The organism is Kitasatospora sp. NPDC052896, from assembly GCF_044547075.1.
Lineage (GTDB): Bacteria > Actinomycetota > Actinomycetes > Streptomycetales > Streptomycetaceae > Kitasatospora.
Map to the genome: position 1 here is coordinate 29205 of NZ_JBITZU010000033.1, position 15542 is coordinate 44746.

Here is a 15542-nt window from a genome sequence, read left to right on the forward strand (position 1 = left end):
ATCCCTTCCAGATGACGGTCTGTGCGGCAGGTACATTGGCAGCCGGGGTGCCGGTTTGTCGTCAGCGGCTACCCGCCGAGCGGCTCTTTGGCGTGATCCAACTCCACTTTGGCGCACGCCCGTTGTAGCCGGCGTCGACGGGACCGCGTCGGCCGGCAGGCCCGCCGGCACGGCTGTCGAAGCGGGCGGGAGGGCTTTTGGGCACCACCTGCGGCGCGGGCCACCGTGTCCGGCTCCGAGTGGCGAACCTCGCCTCGTCCGGGAACCCGACCCGCCCGACCGCACCGCCGTCGCCCCGCACCCTCGCGGGCAAAATCAGGTGCCCGGGCCGCCGCTCCCCCCTACGCTTCCCGCTGTGGACAGCACCGGGGCCGAGCGCCTCCTGAACGTCGTGGACGTCGAAGCCACCTGCTGGGCAGGCGACCAACCGCCGGGCGCGGTCAGCGAGATCATCGAGATCGGGCTGACCGTCGTCGACCTGGCCGCCGGGGAGCGCCTCGCCCGCCATCGGATCCTGGTGCGGCCCGCCCAGTCCACGGTCAGCGAGTTCTGCACGGAGCTGACCGGCCTCACCCAGCACGAGGTGGACGGAGGGGTCAGCTTCGCCGAGGCGTGCCGGCTGCTGGCAGCCGACCACCACGCCGGATCCCACCCGTGGGCCAGTTGGGGCGAGTACGACCGCCACCAGTTCACCCGGCAGTGCCAGGCCACCCGGACGCCCTATCCCTTCGGCCGACACCACACCAACGCCAAGGCGGCCTTCACCGAGGCGTACGGCCTGCGCAAACGCCCCGGCATGGCGCAGGCCCTGAAGATCGCCGGGCGCCGACTCGAAGGCCGTCACCACCGCGGCGAGGACGACGCCTGGAACATCGCCGCCCTCGTTCTCCACCTGTCCGAGCGGGGCGCCTGGCCGGATCCGTCCTGACCACGCCAGGGATCCCTCCGTACGCGAAGGCCGGACAGCGGATCGCGGCGGGGAAGCATCAAGACGGACTTCCAGGACTGGTACCCGGACCACCGCATACTCCTTGGCCAGCCGCGTGTCAACTGCGCGCTGCAGCCAGGCACTTGTCGTACGGGTCCATGATGTCGCCCTTGCCGTCGTCCTCGACCCACGTCATCGGTGCGGCGTCCAGGCACGCGAATACCGTCGCGATCACCCGCGCAGGCGCTCGAGTCCGTGCCGCTCACCGCAGCGTCCATCCGCGCCTTGGCCAGCGGTAGCTGGTCGTCCTGGAACCACAGCCGCTTTCCGAGTCAACCGGCGAACCGGCCGCACGGCACCCCTCCGGCCAGTGACCGGCTCTTCCCCGGGCGCCGAGCCGGGTAGCCGATGGACCCCGCGAGCCTCGGCAGGTGGCTCACCGTCGCGGGCATTCCCACTCTCCACGGCCGGACCGCGACCCCGCAACAGCTCGTCCTTCAAACCCCGCCCCCGGTTGTCGCCGGGATGCTCGACTACCACTCCGTCCACACCGAGGCCGTTGCCGCTCAAGCGGGAGGAACCTGGAAGAAGTCCGCCCCCGGTGACCACACACCGTGACCCCATGAGCCGTCAGGCCCAGGAACACCGGTGACTCGATCAGAGACTCCTACCAGTGTGGAGCGACCCCACCCACGGGCCGGATCACGCGGATGGAAAGTGTCGAACCATCATATTCCTTGCAAATGTGTCTACTCTGACGGCGCGGTGGGCTGTGGCCCACCGAGGTCCTGTCAGCGCGGTGGCGAAACCGCCCCGACCGGTAAGGGCGAAGACGCGCCGGTGATGAGACACGAAAACACGCGGCCCGGGCACGGCCCACGGCCGTGGGTCCGGGCGGTGGCCGTGGTGGGGCCGGCTCTGTCGGCCGCGTGCGCCGTCGTCGTGCGGGCCGTTCCGGCCCCGGGGCCTGCGTCGCCACCCTTCCGGTTCTTCGAGCGAGAGGTACGGCGATGCTGAATCTTGGGAAACGACGCCTGCCCGGCCCGGCACGACACGATACGGGCCCGGGCCGGGCCCTGCGATGGGAGACGTGGGTACGCGCCCTGACGGCGGGGCTGATTGTGCTGGGGGCCGTGGCGCTGCCGGTGACGGCGGCCGTCCCGGCCCACGCTGCGACGTCGGGGACCTTCGTCTACGTCGCCAACTTCACCACGAACAACGTGTCGGTGATCAACGCGGCGACCAACACCGTCACCGCCACCATCCCCGTCGGCACCAACCCCTTCTGGGTGGCGGTCACCCCGGACGGCACCACCGCCTACGTCACCAACAACGGCTCGAACAACGTGTCGGTGATCGACACGACCACCGACACCGTCACCGCCACCGTCACCGTCGGCACCAACCCGGCCGGGGCGGCGGTCAGTCCGGACGGCAGCACCGTCTACGTCACCAACTCCAACTCGGGGAACGTGTCGGTGATCAGCACGGCGACCAACACCGTCACCGCCACCGTCACCGCCGGCACCGGGCCGTTCGGCGTGGCATTCACCCCGGACGGCACCACCGCCTACGTCAACAACCTCGTTGACAACACGGTGTCGGTGATCAACACGGCCACCGACACCGCCACCACGACCATCCCCGTCGGCACCCAGCCGATCGCGGTGGCGGTCAGCCCCGACGGCACCACCGTCTACGTCGCCAACCAGAGCTCCAACAACGTGTCGGTGATCAGCACGGCCACCAACACCGTCACCACGACCATCCCCGTCGGCACCACCCCGCAGACGTTGGCGGTCAGCCCCGACGGCACCACCGTCTACGTCACCAACCGCAACTCGAACAGCGTGTCGGTGATCAGCACGGCCACCAACACCGTCACCACCACCATCCCCGTCGGCAACCACCCCTACGGGGTGGCGTTCAGCCCGGGCGGCACCCGCGCCTACGTCGCCAACGAGCTCGACGGCACGGTATCGGTGATCAACACCGCCACCGACACCGTCACCACCACCATCACCGTCGGCCCCCGCCCCTTCGGGATGGCCACAGCCAGGGTCCCGGTCGTGGCCACGGCCGGCTGCCCCACCGGCAGCATGATCACCGGTGGTGGATACCAGCAGAGCGGCGGCGCCGTCCCACCCACCGAGGTCACCAGCCGACCCGTCGGCAACACCTGGCAAATCCTCGCCGACAACCAGAGCACCAACACCACCAACGTCACCCCCTACGCCGTCTGCACGCCCTGACACGCGTGCCCCCACAGCCGGCCGCCGTGGCGGCTGCGGGGACACGGCCGGTGGGGCCGTAGCGCCATCAGATCGGTCCCACCGGCGGACCCCGCGACGCTCGGCAGGCGACTTGCCGCGGCGGGGCGTCCCCGCTCTGCGCGGACGCCCCGCCGCCCGGTGGCGACTCGTCCTGCAGGCGCCCCGTCCGTGGTCGCCGCGAAGCTCGGCCACCACACCGTCCACGCCGAAGCCCTCGCCGCTGGGCGGGGCGGGAGCATCCGTGACGCCGCTCATGGGTCCCGGCCTGGCGCGCGAGTTCGCCCGGCCGGTCGAGTCGCCGTCGACGCGCGGGGCGCGCACCGCACACCGGTGTGCCCCGCGCGGGTTCAGGAAGCGTGCCCGCCATCCACCGCGAACTCCGCGCCCGTCACGTACGCCGTATCCCCGCCTGCCAGGTACGCCACCACGGAAGCCACCTCCTCGGCCGTCCCGAAGCGACCCAGAGCGGTCAACGCCACCTGGCCGGACGCGGCGGGGCCGTCCGCGGGATTCATGTCGGTGTCGATCGGGCGGGCCCGGGTGGACGATGTTCGCCGTGATCCCGCGCGGGCCCAGCTCCCGGGCGAGGGCGCGCGTCAGACCGACCAGAGCCGACTTGCTCATCGTGTACAGGGTGGCGCCGGGGCCGGGCACGCGCTGGGTCACGCAACTGCCGACGGTGATGATCCGGGCGCCACGCCCCATGCGTGCGGCGGCCGCCTGGGCCGTCACGAACACCCCGCGCACGTTCACGGCGAGGACTCGGTCGACGTCGGCCAGGGACAGGCTCTCCAGGGGCGCGATCAGCCCGACGGCCGCATTGTTCACCAGGACGTCCAGGCCCCCGAGCGCCTCCGCCGCACGGCGCACCGCGTCCGCCGCCTCCTGCGCGTCCGCGGAGTCCGCGCGCAGGGCCACGGCCCGGCGCCCCAGCGCCGTAGCGGCCCGTACGACGTCCTGCGCCGCCTCCTCGCCGCGCACGTAGGTGACGGCCACGTCCGCACCTTCCCGGGCCAGTCGCAGTGCCGTCGCCGCACCGATGCCGCGGCTGCCGCCGGTGATCAGAGCCGTCCTGCCGTTCAGGGTCGCTTGTGAAGTCATGGGCCCATCCCACCGGTCGGGCGCGAGAAGTACCGGCGGTGAACGGACATCGAGCTCGGCTCCGCGGAGTCCCTCCGCCCGGGGATCCTGTGAACGTGCCGGGCCGCTACAACCCCTGGGCTCTCCCGGCCAGCGGGATGCTTCGGCCCCTGCGCGATCCCCCGCACCCGCGCGGAGCGCCTGGCACGGACGTCGGGGCCGGCCTGGGCGACGATCAGGACGCGAGGCCGCCCGGGTCAGCTGAAGATCACGACGTACGTCACCGCGCACACGGCCACGTACAGCGCGCCCCCGGCGGGCAGTGCGAGCCACGGCGAGCGCCCACGCCGCCGACGCCGGACCGCGCCCAGCGCCGCCACCAGCACCCCCGCCGCCAGCCCCGCCCACGGCAGGACGAGGAGCGAGGCCCACACGGCGGGCGTGCACACCGGCGACGCGGCGCCCGCGCTACCGGTGCCACAGCTGTCCGTCGCGAACAGCATCCCGAACGAGAAGAGCGCGTCGACAGCAGCGCCGAGCAGCCCGAACAGCACCACGGCCAGGACGTAGCCGACGGGCGGACGGGCCGGTCGAGCCACCGGCGAGGGTATCGGCCCGGACGCCGGTGGCCAGCCGTCAAAAACCTGCACCGCGTTGCTCCTCCCCCGCCAGTGTGACCGGGCGCCCCCGGGTCCGTGGTCAGCCCGCACGGCAGCCTACGCCGCGCGGCGCGGGTGTCCAGCCATGACCACCGCGCTCGGCGGCCCTCCCTGAAGGGGCCCGCCACACAGGGGTCCAGCCAAGGTACGTACGAACTCGCCGGGGTGGGTGTCGGCGTTGAGGTCAGTAGTGGGCGACGAAGATGCTGACGGATTCGCCCGGGGCGACGCGGGTGCCCGCGATGGGACTGGTGCAGACGACCGCCCCCGTGGGGGCGGGTCCGTCCAGGCCCTCGTCCAGGTGGACGAGGGCGACCCTCAGACCGGCGGCGGTCAGGGCGGCAGTGGCGTGCGGCTGATCCAAGCCCGTGACGTTGGGCACGGCGACGCTGTTCTGGGGCGCGACGTAGTCCGTGGGCCAGCCCGCCGCGCAAGGGGGATCGAGGCGGGTGGGTGAACTCGCCCTGGCCCGCTGGGCGGCCGGGGGCGTCGAGGCGGCAACAGCGGTGGCGTGGCCCCTTTCGGGGGAGGTGGTGAAGGCCACGACCAGGACCGCGGTCGCGGCGATGACCGCGCCGGAGGACGCGAGCGCGAGCATGCCCCGCCGGCGGCGCGCGCGCCGCACCATGCCCTCAGGGTCGAAGGTGGGAGCGGTCGTGGAGTGCGCGAAGTCGTCCATCGCCTGGATCAGTGCCTTTCCGAAGTCGCTGTTCGAGTTGGGGCCCTGGGAACCGGTGCTCTGATGGGACATCAGGTCGTCACACGCCTTTGCAGTGGAAGGGGATCGTGGCGGCGCTCGCCCCGGCTGTCCGGCGGCGGAGTGGAGAACTCGTGCGCGGCGCGTAGTTTCGCCAGCGCCCGGGCCAGTTGCGAGCGCACGGTGCTGGGCGAGACGCCTTGTACCTCGGCGATCTGCTGGTCGTCCATGTCGTGCAGGTAGTACAGGACCACTGCGGTGCGCATTCCCATCGGCAGCGCGTGCAGGGCGTGGACGAGCTCGTCGCGCAGGTCGACCAGCAGGTAGGGGTCCTCGCCGACGGGGCGGTCCACGAGCTCAGTGCATTCACCGGCCCTGCGCCGGCTGCGCCAGCTGTCGTTGGCGAGGTTCACCACGATCCGGCGCACGTAGGCTTCCGGCGAGTCGGTGGCGCAGATCCGCCGCCAGTGCCGGTAGGCCTTCTCCAGCCCTTCTTGCACCAGGTCCTCGGCACGCTCTCGACTGCCGGTCAGAAGGTAGGCGGTGCGGAACAGGGCCGCCGACCGCTGCCGCACGAACTCGCCGAAGTCGACCCGATCGCCGCCGTCCCCGTCCCCCCGACGCGCGATCACCGGCGGGTTACCGATGCGTGCATATACTCCTCCTCACGAGTTTCCTGCCTGCATGACGGCCACTCGCTGCCGCCTGCTGCACGACCGGCCCACATGTGACGCGGATCACGAATTTGGGGCCGAAGCCGACCGCGCTCCGGCTGCCGGCCCGGGTCGTCTCTGGCGAAGCCTGCCGGGGACGTACACGTGGATCCGGGAAGTCGGCTCTTCTGGAGACGGTGGTGAAGCCGGCCGACCATGCGGTTGAAGAGGTTGCGCTGGGCGGCGACGGCCACCCCGCCGGTCGCAACGCCCGGACTCGCACCGCGCCTCCCAGCGCGCGGCGAGCTCCGCGGGACCTCACCCAGGTGTTCCTTCGACGGACCACGGAAAGCGCCATGGGGCATGGCCGCGCGGGCCTGACCAAGGCTCACACCTCGACGACACCGTGGTCCACCCGCACGTCACCGCCTGCGTGAGGATACGGTCAGGCGGGCTGCCAGAGCTCGATCCGGTTCCCCTCGGGATCGGTGACCCAGCCGAATCGACCGACACCCTCCATGTCCTGGGTCTCCTCGGACACGTCCGCTCCCTTGGCGCGGAGCTGCGCGAGCATCGCGTCCAGGTCGCGGACCCGGAAGTTGAGCATGGTCTGCTGGGAGCGGGATCCGAAGTAGTCGGTCCCGGACTCGAAGGTCGCGAACACCGTCGGCCCGGCTGCCTGGCGCCACAAGCCGTGCTCATCGGCGTCCAGCCCCAGGCAGTCGCGGTACCAGGCGTTCAGGGCCTCCGGGTCGGCGGCCCGCACGAAGTACCCACCGATTCCAAGCACACGCTCCATGCCGCCATCCTGCCAGGACGGCGATCGGACGGGCTGGCACCACACCATCGCCTGCTCCACCCGTCTTCAATCGTGGGGCAGCCCGTATGGACACCCGTGGAGGCCGCGCGGAGCCGTCGGTTCGGGCGCCGGTTCCCGAGCGACCCGGGCCGGCGACCGACCGTCCGTCACGGCCGCCCGTCCGCCGGCCCGGTGGCGGGAGACGCCCCTACCCGAACCGGAGCAGCTTGTCGCTGACGCCCGGTGCGGCCATGTCGTTCTCCAGGGCGACCGGGATGCGCGGGCTGCCGGGCGCGGATCCGAGACCGAGCGTCCCCACCGTGGTGCCCGCCTTCGCGCTGTGCGGGACGCCCGTGGCGCCCGCGGAGAGCACCAGCGGCGCCGTCGTCCCGGGCCAGCCGACCACGGTCAGGTCCGCGGCCGCGACCACCGGGGACCTTCCTCCGAGCCCGTCCTCGACGTAACCCATGACCTCGCCCTTCCTGATGACGGTGGCCGAGGTCAGGGCCTTCTGCACCTGCGTCATCAGCTGCTGGCTGACCGCCAGCGCCTTGTTGAGGCTGTTGTCGAGCGTGGTGCCGCTCTGCTGACCCATCACGACGCCCAGGATCAGCTGCTCCCTGCCGCCGACGGTCTGCCGGGCAGCCCACATGAGATTGCCGCCCGCCGCCGAGCTCGACCCCGTCTTGATCCCGATGACGCCCGGGTTGACCAGGTCGTTGTTGTTGTTGAAGATCCGGTCCGGGATGCCGTCGATCGTCGTGTTGGGCATCGCGACCACCGAACGGAACGTGGCGTCCTCCATCGCGGCCCTCGCGAGCTTCAGCTGGTCCGGTGCGGTGCTGACGGTGCCGGCGTCCAGGCCGCTGGGGTCGGTGTACGTCGTGGCGTTCATGCCCAGTTGCCGGGCGGCGGCGTTCATCTTCGCCACGAACCCGTCATCGGTCCCGGCGTCCCACCGGCCGAGCAGTCGTGCGATGTTGTTGCCCGAGGGGATCAGGAGCAGTTCCAGCATCTGACGCTCGGTGAACCGCTGGCCCTCGGTGACCGGGGCCGTCGACTCGTCCGGGGCGTGGGACTCCTGCTCCGCCTGCGCGTCGACGCCGATATCCGGGCCGCTCCCGTCCCCCGTGAGCGGGTGATCGTGGAGCACCACGTAGGCGGTCATCACCTTGGCCATGCTGGCCGTCGGCACCGGCCTCTGCTCACCATGGGTTCCCAGACTGCCCAGCCCCTCGACCTCCACGGCCGCCTCGCCCTCGCTCGGCCACGCGAGGGCCGGCGGGGCGCCGGCGAACGTGTACGACGACGCGCCGGTCAGGGCCAGCACGGGGGTGGGCAAGGGGCGCAGCACCTGCACGGCGCAGCAGGCCACCGTCAGCAGCGCGAGCAGCGGAGTCCAGATCCTCACCCGGCGCAGGACGGTGCGCCGGAGCGTCGGCGGCGGTGCGGGCGTGTTCGTCAGCGCGGCGAGAGCCCTCATCGGCTGGTCCGGCGGAGCCGGCTGTTCCCTGGTCCGCTCCCGCTCGGCGGGCTCCAGGGCTCGCACGGCGGTGCCGGGCGTCGCCGCACCGGGCGCGTCGGACCTGGCCGGCCGGCCGGTGGCGGAGGCCTCCGCGGACAGCTCGGCCTCCACCGGGCTCCCGGCCCGGGCCGGGGCCTGCGCGTCGTTGCCCTCGGCCTTCACCGCGGGTTCGGCGGGCGGGGCACCATCGGCGGCGTCGGACTCACCAGCGTCGGACCCACCGGCGGCCGCGTCCGGCGCCTCGGCGGTTTCGGACCCGTCGAGTACGGGTTCCGGGCCGACCTCGGCGGCCCCGGCCGCCGCCGGTCCGGCCTCACCCTCCGCTGGTCCGGGGGCGCCGTCCGGCGTGGGATCGAGCCGTGACGGCTCGGCGTCCGCGACGGTGGCCGCAGTCCCGGCCCCCGGCACCGCTACGCGGCACACCGCACCCCGCGGATCGGCCGTCCTCCCGGTGGCCTCCCCCAACGACTCCCGCCCCACCCCGTCCGGGGTTTCGCCCGCCACTCGTACCTCCCGTTTCCACGTGACGGGCGCGCCGAACGGCACCCCGTCATCTCATCCTCGGATCGGCGGCCGAGGCCGCCCCAGTTCCTTGCTGTCGCACCCCTCCGCGGGCACCCCGCCGCGACTGGGACCCGCGGCCGCGCGTGCCGCACCTGCCGGTGGTGGAGGTGTGCGGACCCCTTCGGGGTCCATGCCGACGCGCGGGCGGCACGTGATCGGACGCGCGTGCCGACCGGACCGGTTCCGCGGCCCGGTCACCGGCCCGCGGCCACCTGCTGCCAGAGCGGATCCAGGGCGAGGTCGGACAGCTGCGTCCCGCTGAGCAGCGGCCCGTTGGGGTAGGGGGTCGCCCTGCCGGAGTCCGGGCCCGGGATGTTGCCCGCGCTGACCATCACCGTGGTTCCGTCGGGCCGGTTCAGCGTGGCGCTCCACAACTGTTGCCCGCTGGCCGCCCGGGGTGGCAGTTGGACCGTCAGCTCGCCACCGTCGGGCTGCGCGGTGGCGACGCAGCCCGGGATGGCGGGCTTGCCGCAGTAGTCCGAACTCGCCGTCGGGATCGCTCGCGGTGCCGCGTGGCTGATGGTGATCTCGACGCTGCCGGTGCCGTTGCCGTCCGTGGCGGTGTAGGCGGCCACCGGGCCCGAGGTCTGGTCCAGCGTGAACGGGCTGCTGAGCCGCAGGTCGGCGGGCAGCTTCGACTTGAACAGAGCCAGCAACCGGTCAGCGCTGACCGGCGCCGAAGGGGTGGCACCGGCCGTGCCCGGCGGGCTGGCCAGGACCGATGTGACGGGCTTCGGGTGCGGGGCCGCGTCGACCTCGGCGGCGGCCGGTGCGGCCCCCGAGCGCAGCTGAAGGGTCAGCGCGCCCACGCACGCCAGCGCGGCCACGGTCCCGGCGGCGCCGACCATCGCACGCCGTTGCCTGCGGCGCCGGCCGCGCCGGACGGCACTGGCCACCAGTAGGTCCAGTGGGGCGGGGGGTACGGCCTCGGCGGCCTCCCGCAGGGCATGACTGAAGTCGTCCTCGAAGGACATAGCAGAAGCCTGCTTTCGAATCCGGTGGGAAGAGACGAGAAGTGACGGGGCGGCGGCGCGCTCAGCGCGGTTCGGCCGCCACGCGCTCGGTGAGACTGTCGCCGAGCAGGGCGCGCATCCGGTTCAGCGCCCGGTGACTGCGCGAACGGACGGCGGTGGCGCTCAGGCGCAGCGCGGTCGCGGTCTCCTCGACGCTGCGGTCCTCCCAGAACCGCAGCACCAGGACCGCGCGGTCCTGCGGGGAGACCTCCTGCAGCGCGCGCAGCAGGGTCACGCGCAGCGCGGGGTCGGTGTCGGTGACGGCTATCTCGGGGAACTCGAAGGTCACCCGCTCGCCGCTGCTGCGCCGGCGGCGCAGCGACAGGAAGGTGTTGACCAGCACGGCCTGCGCGTAGCCGGCCGGGTTCTCCAGCCGGGAGATCCGCCGCCAACGGACGAACATCCGGCTCAGCGCCTCCTGCACCAGGTCCTCGGCGAGGTGTCGGTCACCGCCGGTGAGCAGGTACGCCGTCCTGTGCAGCTGCCCGCCACAGGCCGTGGCGAACTCCATGAAGTCGAGCGGCTCTGGCGGCGCCTGAGCGGTCGTCGGTGAGTGGTCCATGCCTGGCTAACGCCGTGAGTCGGCGACGACGTTGCAGGGGCCGGCGAATCCCGCCACCGATGAGCCCGCCCATGGCGTCGAGGTGGTCGGCTCGCACAGCGCTGGATCAACGATCACGCACTCGGCCCGGCGGCGGCCACGCCCTCGCCCGGCGGTGGCGCACCGGCCCCGGCGCCGACCGCCGTCCAGGCCGCGCACGACCCGGTCGAGCAAGCCCACCTTCGCGAGGTCGGGCTCACCGAGCGGTCTGTTCGCGATGTGCACGCGGCGTGGCGGTGCTGTCGGGAGTCGTCTCGGTCCTGGAGTAGAGGACTTCGCGCCCCTGCTCCGCGGCGCGGATGAGCCCTTCGCTGACGAAGTCGAGGAAGCGGGCGGCGTTCTCGAGGCGGGTGGCGGCCGGAGTGCCGCGGCCGAGGATGCCGATGCCCTGCCGTGCGGTCTCGATGAACTGGTCGTTGGCCCGGGCGCTGCGGAGCATCGCCTGGTACCAGAGGTCGTCGTCGACGACGTAGCGCTCGCGGCGGCGTTCGTCGCGCTCACGGCGGACGAGGTCCAGGCTCTCGAGGAACGTGATCGCTTTGGAGATGGATGCCGGGCTGACCCGGAGGCGCTCGGCGAGTTCGGAGGCGGTGAGGCTGCCGGTGTCGGTGGTGTAGAGGCAGCCCAGCACCCGAGCCATCATCTTGGGCAGGCCCGAGGTCATGAAGACGGTGGTGAGGGTCTCCTGGTACTCGCCCACGGCCTCGGCGTCGCGTCCGTGGGCCTGCGGCAGCACCTGCGCCCCCTGGGCGGTGGCCTGCGTGCGCCGGTGGGTGCGCTGTTGGGCGGCACGGTGGGCCAGGTCGGCGCGGTAGCCGGTGGGGCCGCCGTTCCGCATCACCTCACGCGTGACCGTGGAGGTCGGACGGTCCAGACGGCGGGCGATCTCGGCGTAGGCCAGGCCGTCGGCCAGCCCCACCGCGATCTGCTGACGCTCCTGCTGGGTGAGCCTGCCTCCCGGCATCACGACCCCTTTCCTGCCCCACGGGTACCCCATGGCGCTACTCGGCTCGACGCCGCCACCCTAGCATTCATCTCCAACTTGTTGCAATGATCAACCGTGCCATCGTTGCGTTAAACGAGAGGGCATTGCAACGATTGCTCCGCATCCACCTGCATGGATTCCCATCATGCGCAAGAATCTCGCTATTTCGTTATGGAAAGCAACGTAGCGTTTCCATTATTCGGAAACAGCGATCCGCAAGCACGAGGGAGAAGCACGATGCAGAAGTTCGACACCCCCGCCCCGATCTCCGCCGTCCTGGACATCCCCGCCGGACGCGTCCAGTTCATCGCCGCGGACCGGGCAACTGCCCGCCGGCTCCCGCGTCGAGGCCAGGGCGGCCAGCGCCGAACTCCGGACCGTCGGCCGCCTCGGCGACGTCGCGTTCGAAGGCGCGTGCCGCCGGATCAAGCTGGACGAGGCCGCGAGCGTCCGTCCCACCGCGGTCGACGGCGGCGTCGAGGTCGGCCGGCTGGGCCTGGTCGTCGCCGTCCTCAGCGCCGGCCCTGATCCTCCGTCATCCCGGCCCACGGCCGCACGGACGACCGAGACGCTGGTGCTCGGTACGACGTCCGCACTGGTGACCGTCGCGCCCTTGACCGAGCTCGGGCTCGCCGTCCTCCGCCGCCGCGCCCGTTGCCCCGAGCCGCCCGGCCGGCGGCGCACCGCCACGGCATTACGAGACTGTGACCGACGCGGCGACGCCTCCACGAGTGCCAACTTGCCGCATGACCAGGGCAGATGATGTTCTCGGCAGGGGAGCCGCACGGGGTGCCGTGCGGCCCGCGCGCGACCAGGTAAGGACAGAACATGCCACTGGCCAACGACGGTGTGCCGCTCGGCCACCGCATCGAGCCGAACAGTGAAGAGATGGCCGTCTACAGATGGGCGGCACAGCACGAGCAGATCGATCTCCAGCACGGTGCACGGGAGTTGGGACTGACGCCCGAGGCGGTCGCCACGGCCCTGCACTCGCTCACCAGGATGGGACTGCTCCGGACGGATGCGGATGATCCCGACCGGCTGCGCACGGTCGATCCCGATCTGGTGGCGTCGATGAGGACCGCGTCCCTGGAGAGCTCGATCCACGAGCAGCAGGCGCGGCTGCAGCAGATCCGCGAGCGGTTCGGCAGCCTGCGGAGCCACTACCTGGAGGGTCTGCGCCGAACCTCCGAGATCGAGGTGATCCCCCGCAAGGAGGAGGTCCGGCTGGCGCTGACGCGTGCCTCGGCGGACTGCAGGGAGGAGATGCTGGCCAGCCAGCCGGGAGGCAACCGGGTCCCGGAGGTGCTCGAAGAGGCTCTCACCCGGGACCGGGCGATGTTGTCGCGCGGGGTGCGGATGCGCACGCTCTACCACCACACCGCCCGTTTCAACGGCCCCAGCCAGGCGTACGTCGCCGCGCTGTCGACGCTGGGCGCCGAATACCGCACCGCTCACGAACTGTTCGGTCGGCTCATCGTCTACGACCGGCAGGTCGCGTTCATCCCGGAGCGCTCCGCGACCTGGGGCGCCGTCGTCATCCGCGAGCCGTCGATCATCGAGTACCTGTGCTCGATCTTCGAGCAGACGTGGACCCAGGCGCAGCCGTTCTCCGAGGCGGCCGCGGACGGCCTGGAGGCGGTCGCCAAGGACATCGACCGGACCATCATGCGCCTGCTGGCGGCGGGCGTGAAGGACGAGACGATAGCCCGCCGGCTCGGCATGTCACTGAGGACCGCCAGGAAGCACATCGCCGACATCATGGCCGTGCTCGGAGCCCAGAGCCGCTTCCAGGCCGGGGTGCTCGCCGCCTCCCGTGGCCTGCTCACTCCGGACCACCTCCAGGAGACGTCCGACATCAGCACCTGACCGGCACCCCCTCGACGGAGCTCTCCGCCCGGTACCGGGATCCCGTTGCTACCGCACCGGGCGCGGGGCCCGGAAGGATGGCGCGTGGGAGGCCGGACAGCCCGACCCGTGGGGGGTCGTCATGCCGGCTCCCGCGTCGGATGAGGCACTTGTCGCGTCCGCTCCCCCCTCCGGTGCGGGAAGCGGAACGTCGGTCTGGGTTTCCCCGGGCTCACGACTGACGCGTCCGCCTCCCGCACCGGGGGAAGAGGGCGGAGAGCGGAGGGGGAGTCGGACATGGAGTCAGCCGGCCACGGCATCGAGACGTTCCTGCGGGACATCGCCCTGTGCCTGTCGGTGTCCCGGGGCACCAGCCCCGCTCTGGTGTGGCCCCGGGGCGGCGAGATGGTGCTGGGCAGGCTCGCTCCCCCCGGACCGAGGACCGCCTGCTCGCCCACCGCGGCCGACGTTCTCGCCGCCCGCTTGCAACGTGACTCGAACACCACCGAGTTGACCTCGGGGTTGGGCGCGTGGCTGGAGGCCGGGGTGGACGCCGCCTTCCGGTCGGTGCCGCCGGGCAGGAGCAGCGACTCGCTCCCGGAGGAGGCCGACCTCCTGCTGCTCCCCGTTCGCGGCGGCTGCCACGCGCACGTCGAGCCGCCACGGGATCACCTCGTCCCACCGCCCGCCGGCCGACCGCTCGGTCTCCGGCTGAGGGTCGGCTCGGCGTTCTACGTGCCGGCGGGCTTCACGACCACGTTGAGCGAAGCGCACGCGCCCTGCGTGCTGTTGGTCCTGTCGGTCCACGGGGCGCCGCGGCCCTGACGGAGACTCATCGATCCACGACTGCTGACGTCCCATCACGGTCCGGCGCATGGCGGACACTCCCCCACCCGGCGTCCCGCCTCGGGAACGTCAGCTCAACGAGCCGGATCGTCCGGGTATTTGACGGAGTATCGGGGGTTCACGGTGGTTTTGTCCCCTCCTCGCCTTGATGTGGTGCAGCTTGGTGAGTGGGACCTCGTGTGGCCCGCGGGGCCCGTGTTGGTCATGCTGTTGGTCACGAGGCAGTCCCGGATCGGGACTGCCGGAGCAGATCCACGTTCTCCGAGGAGTTCGCCACATGAACCGCCCGCGCATCGCCGCCACCGCACTCGCCCTGACCGCCGCCGCCTTCGCCGTCGCCGTCTCCGCGCTCGCGGCGCCCGCCCCCACGACGTCGCAGGCGCTGCCGGCCACCGACACCGGTTGGGGCGGCCACAGCTCCGTCGTCCAGCACGCCACGGTCGAGGCCGGTCAGGCCCCGCACCTCGTCGTCCCGGACGGCACCGGTGACAGTGGCTGGGGAGGCCGCTGATCAGCGGGTGCCCCGGCACTCGCCGTGACAGCCCTGGACGAGTCGGGAAGACACGCTGGTACCACCGGGTCCTCGCGGGAGGGACGGCACACCGTGGACAGTGAGACCATCGCCTGCGGCGATTCACTCAGCGACCGCGAACGGCAAGTCCTCGGCCTGCTCGCCGAGGGGTACACCTACCAGTCCATCGCGCGGCGCATGCAGATCAGCCCCCACACCGTGGACACCTACCTGCGCCGCATCCGCGGGAAGACGGGGGTCAGGAGCCGCGCCCATCTCCTGCGCCTGGCGATCGCCCTCGACGACAGCACCAGGCTCCTCGGCGCCGAGTGGACGACCCGACGAGTGGAGACCGACCTCGTCGGGTCGTCCAGGTAGCGGACCCCGCCGTTCTCACCGGGAACACCGCCCGCTCGACCGGCTGCGCCTGGAGGGACCCGTCCCCGGGCGAGGAGCGGAGCTCCTCCAGGAACTGGACCACGCGCATGCGTTCCCCGACGTGGTGGCGGGTCACCACGTCCACGCCCGTGCCCGGCGCGACAGCGCGCCGGTACGGGCGG

At 72.1% G+C, this 15542-nt stretch carries 14 protein-coding genes and 2 pseudogenes; 7 read left to right on the forward strand and 9 right to left on the reverse strand.

Features of this window, described 5'->3' with window-relative positions; translation table 11 throughout:
• Positions 1–355: 355 nt before the first annotated feature.
• Together ACIGXM_RS34455 and ACIGXM_RS34460 are read left to right on the forward strand one after the other, a co-directional pair.
• Positions 356–928, forward strand: coding sequence for an exonuclease domain-containing protein (locus tag ACIGXM_RS34455; RefSeq protein WP_396568007.1), 573 nt, complete (start codon positions 356–358; stop codon positions 926–928).
• Between the two features lie 1010 nt (positions 929–1938).
• The gene (locus tag ACIGXM_RS34460) at positions 1939–3180 is read left to right on the forward strand and encodes a beta-propeller fold lactonase family protein (protein WP_396568009.1); all 1242 of its coding nucleotides are present in this window, start codon (positions 1939–1941) and stop codon (positions 3178–3180) included.
• Between the two features lie 368 nt (positions 3181–3548).
• Here ACIGXM_RS34460 and ACIGXM_RS34465 read toward each other — a convergent pair.
• The 9 genes and pseudogenes from ACIGXM_RS34465 to ACIGXM_RS34505 all read right to left on the reverse strand — a co-directional run bounded on the left by ACIGXM_RS34465 (position 3549) and on the right by ACIGXM_RS34505 (position 11756).
• Positions 3549–4302 (reverse strand): annotated as a pseudogene (locus ACIGXM_RS34465) (SDR family oxidoreductase).
• Between the two features lie 236 nt (positions 4303–4538).
• Positions 4539–4931: a hypothetical protein gene (locus tag ACIGXM_RS34470; RefSeq protein ID WP_396568011.1), complete on the reverse strand. Its 393-nt coding sequence runs from the start codon at positions 4929–4931 to the stop codon at positions 4539–4541.
• Positions 4932–5124: 193 nt separating this feature from the next.
• On the reverse strand, positions 5125–5691 hold the full coding sequence (locus ACIGXM_RS34475; protein WP_396568013.1) for a PASTA domain-containing protein: 567 nt from the start codon (positions 5689–5691) through the stop codon (positions 5125–5127).
• Positions 5691–6269 carry a SigE family RNA polymerase sigma factor gene (locus ACIGXM_RS34480; RefSeq protein ID WP_396568015.1) on the reverse strand — a complete coding sequence of 193 codons (579 nt, stop codon included), beginning with the start codon at positions 6267–6269 and terminating at the stop codon, positions 5691–5693. The genes ACIGXM_RS34475 and ACIGXM_RS34480 overlap by 1 nt, the downstream gene beginning before the upstream one ends.
• Before the next feature lie 466 nt (positions 6270–6735).
• Positions 6736–7089 (reverse strand): VOC family protein, encoded by a 354-nt coding sequence (locus ACIGXM_RS34485; protein WP_396568017.1) that lies wholly within the window; start codon positions 7087–7089, stop codon positions 6736–6738.
• 208 nt (positions 7090–7297) lie between these two features.
• The gene (locus ACIGXM_RS34490; RefSeq protein WP_396568019.1) at positions 7298–9037 is read right to left on the reverse strand and encodes a D-alanyl-D-alanine carboxypeptidase; all 1740 of its coding nucleotides are present in this window, start codon (positions 9035–9037) and stop codon (positions 7298–7300) included.
• Between the two features lie 335 nt (positions 9038–9372).
• Positions 9373–10152: a hypothetical protein gene (locus tag ACIGXM_RS34495; RefSeq protein WP_396568021.1), complete on the reverse strand. Its 780-nt coding sequence runs from the start codon at positions 10150–10152 to the stop codon at positions 9373–9375.
• Between the two features lie 61 nt (positions 10153–10213).
• Entirely contained in the window at positions 10214–10702 is a 489-nt protein-coding gene (locus tag ACIGXM_RS34500) for a SigE family RNA polymerase sigma factor (protein WP_396568023.1), read from the reverse strand.
• Between the two features lie 286 nt (positions 10703–10988).
• Positions 10989–11756: a helix-turn-helix domain-containing protein gene (locus ACIGXM_RS34505; protein WP_396568025.1), complete on the reverse strand. Its 768-nt coding sequence runs from the start codon at positions 11754–11756 to the stop codon at positions 10989–10991.
• Between the two features lie 258 nt (positions 11757–12014).
• Here ACIGXM_RS34505 and ACIGXM_RS34510 point away from each other — a divergent pair.
• The 5 genes and pseudogenes from ACIGXM_RS34510 to ACIGXM_RS34530 all read left to right on the forward strand — a co-directional run.
• Positions 12015–12273, forward strand: a pseudogene (locus ACIGXM_RS34510) (hypothetical protein); the annotation flags it as partial.
• Positions 12274–12605: 332 nt separating this feature from the next.
• Complete coding sequence (locus ACIGXM_RS34515) at positions 12606–13646, forward strand: response regulator transcription factor (RefSeq protein ID WP_396568027.1); 1041 nt, start codon at positions 12606–12608, stop codon at positions 13644–13646.
• Positions 13647–13922: 276 nt separating this feature from the next.
• Positions 13923–14450, forward strand: a complete 528-nt coding sequence (locus ACIGXM_RS34520) for a hypothetical protein (RefSeq protein ID WP_396568029.1) — start codon at positions 13923–13925, stop codon at positions 14448–14450.
• A gap of 298 nt (positions 14451–14748) precedes the next feature.
• Complete coding sequence (locus ACIGXM_RS34525; protein WP_396568031.1) at positions 14749–14982, forward strand: hypothetical protein; 234 nt, start codon at positions 14749–14751, stop codon at positions 14980–14982.
• A 93-nt stretch (positions 14983–15075) separates the two neighbouring features.
• Positions 15076–15360 (forward strand): helix-turn-helix transcriptional regulator, encoded by a 285-nt coding sequence (locus ACIGXM_RS34530; RefSeq protein WP_396568033.1) that lies wholly within the window; start codon positions 15076–15078, stop codon positions 15358–15360.
• Positions 15361–15542 lie beyond the last annotated feature (182 nt).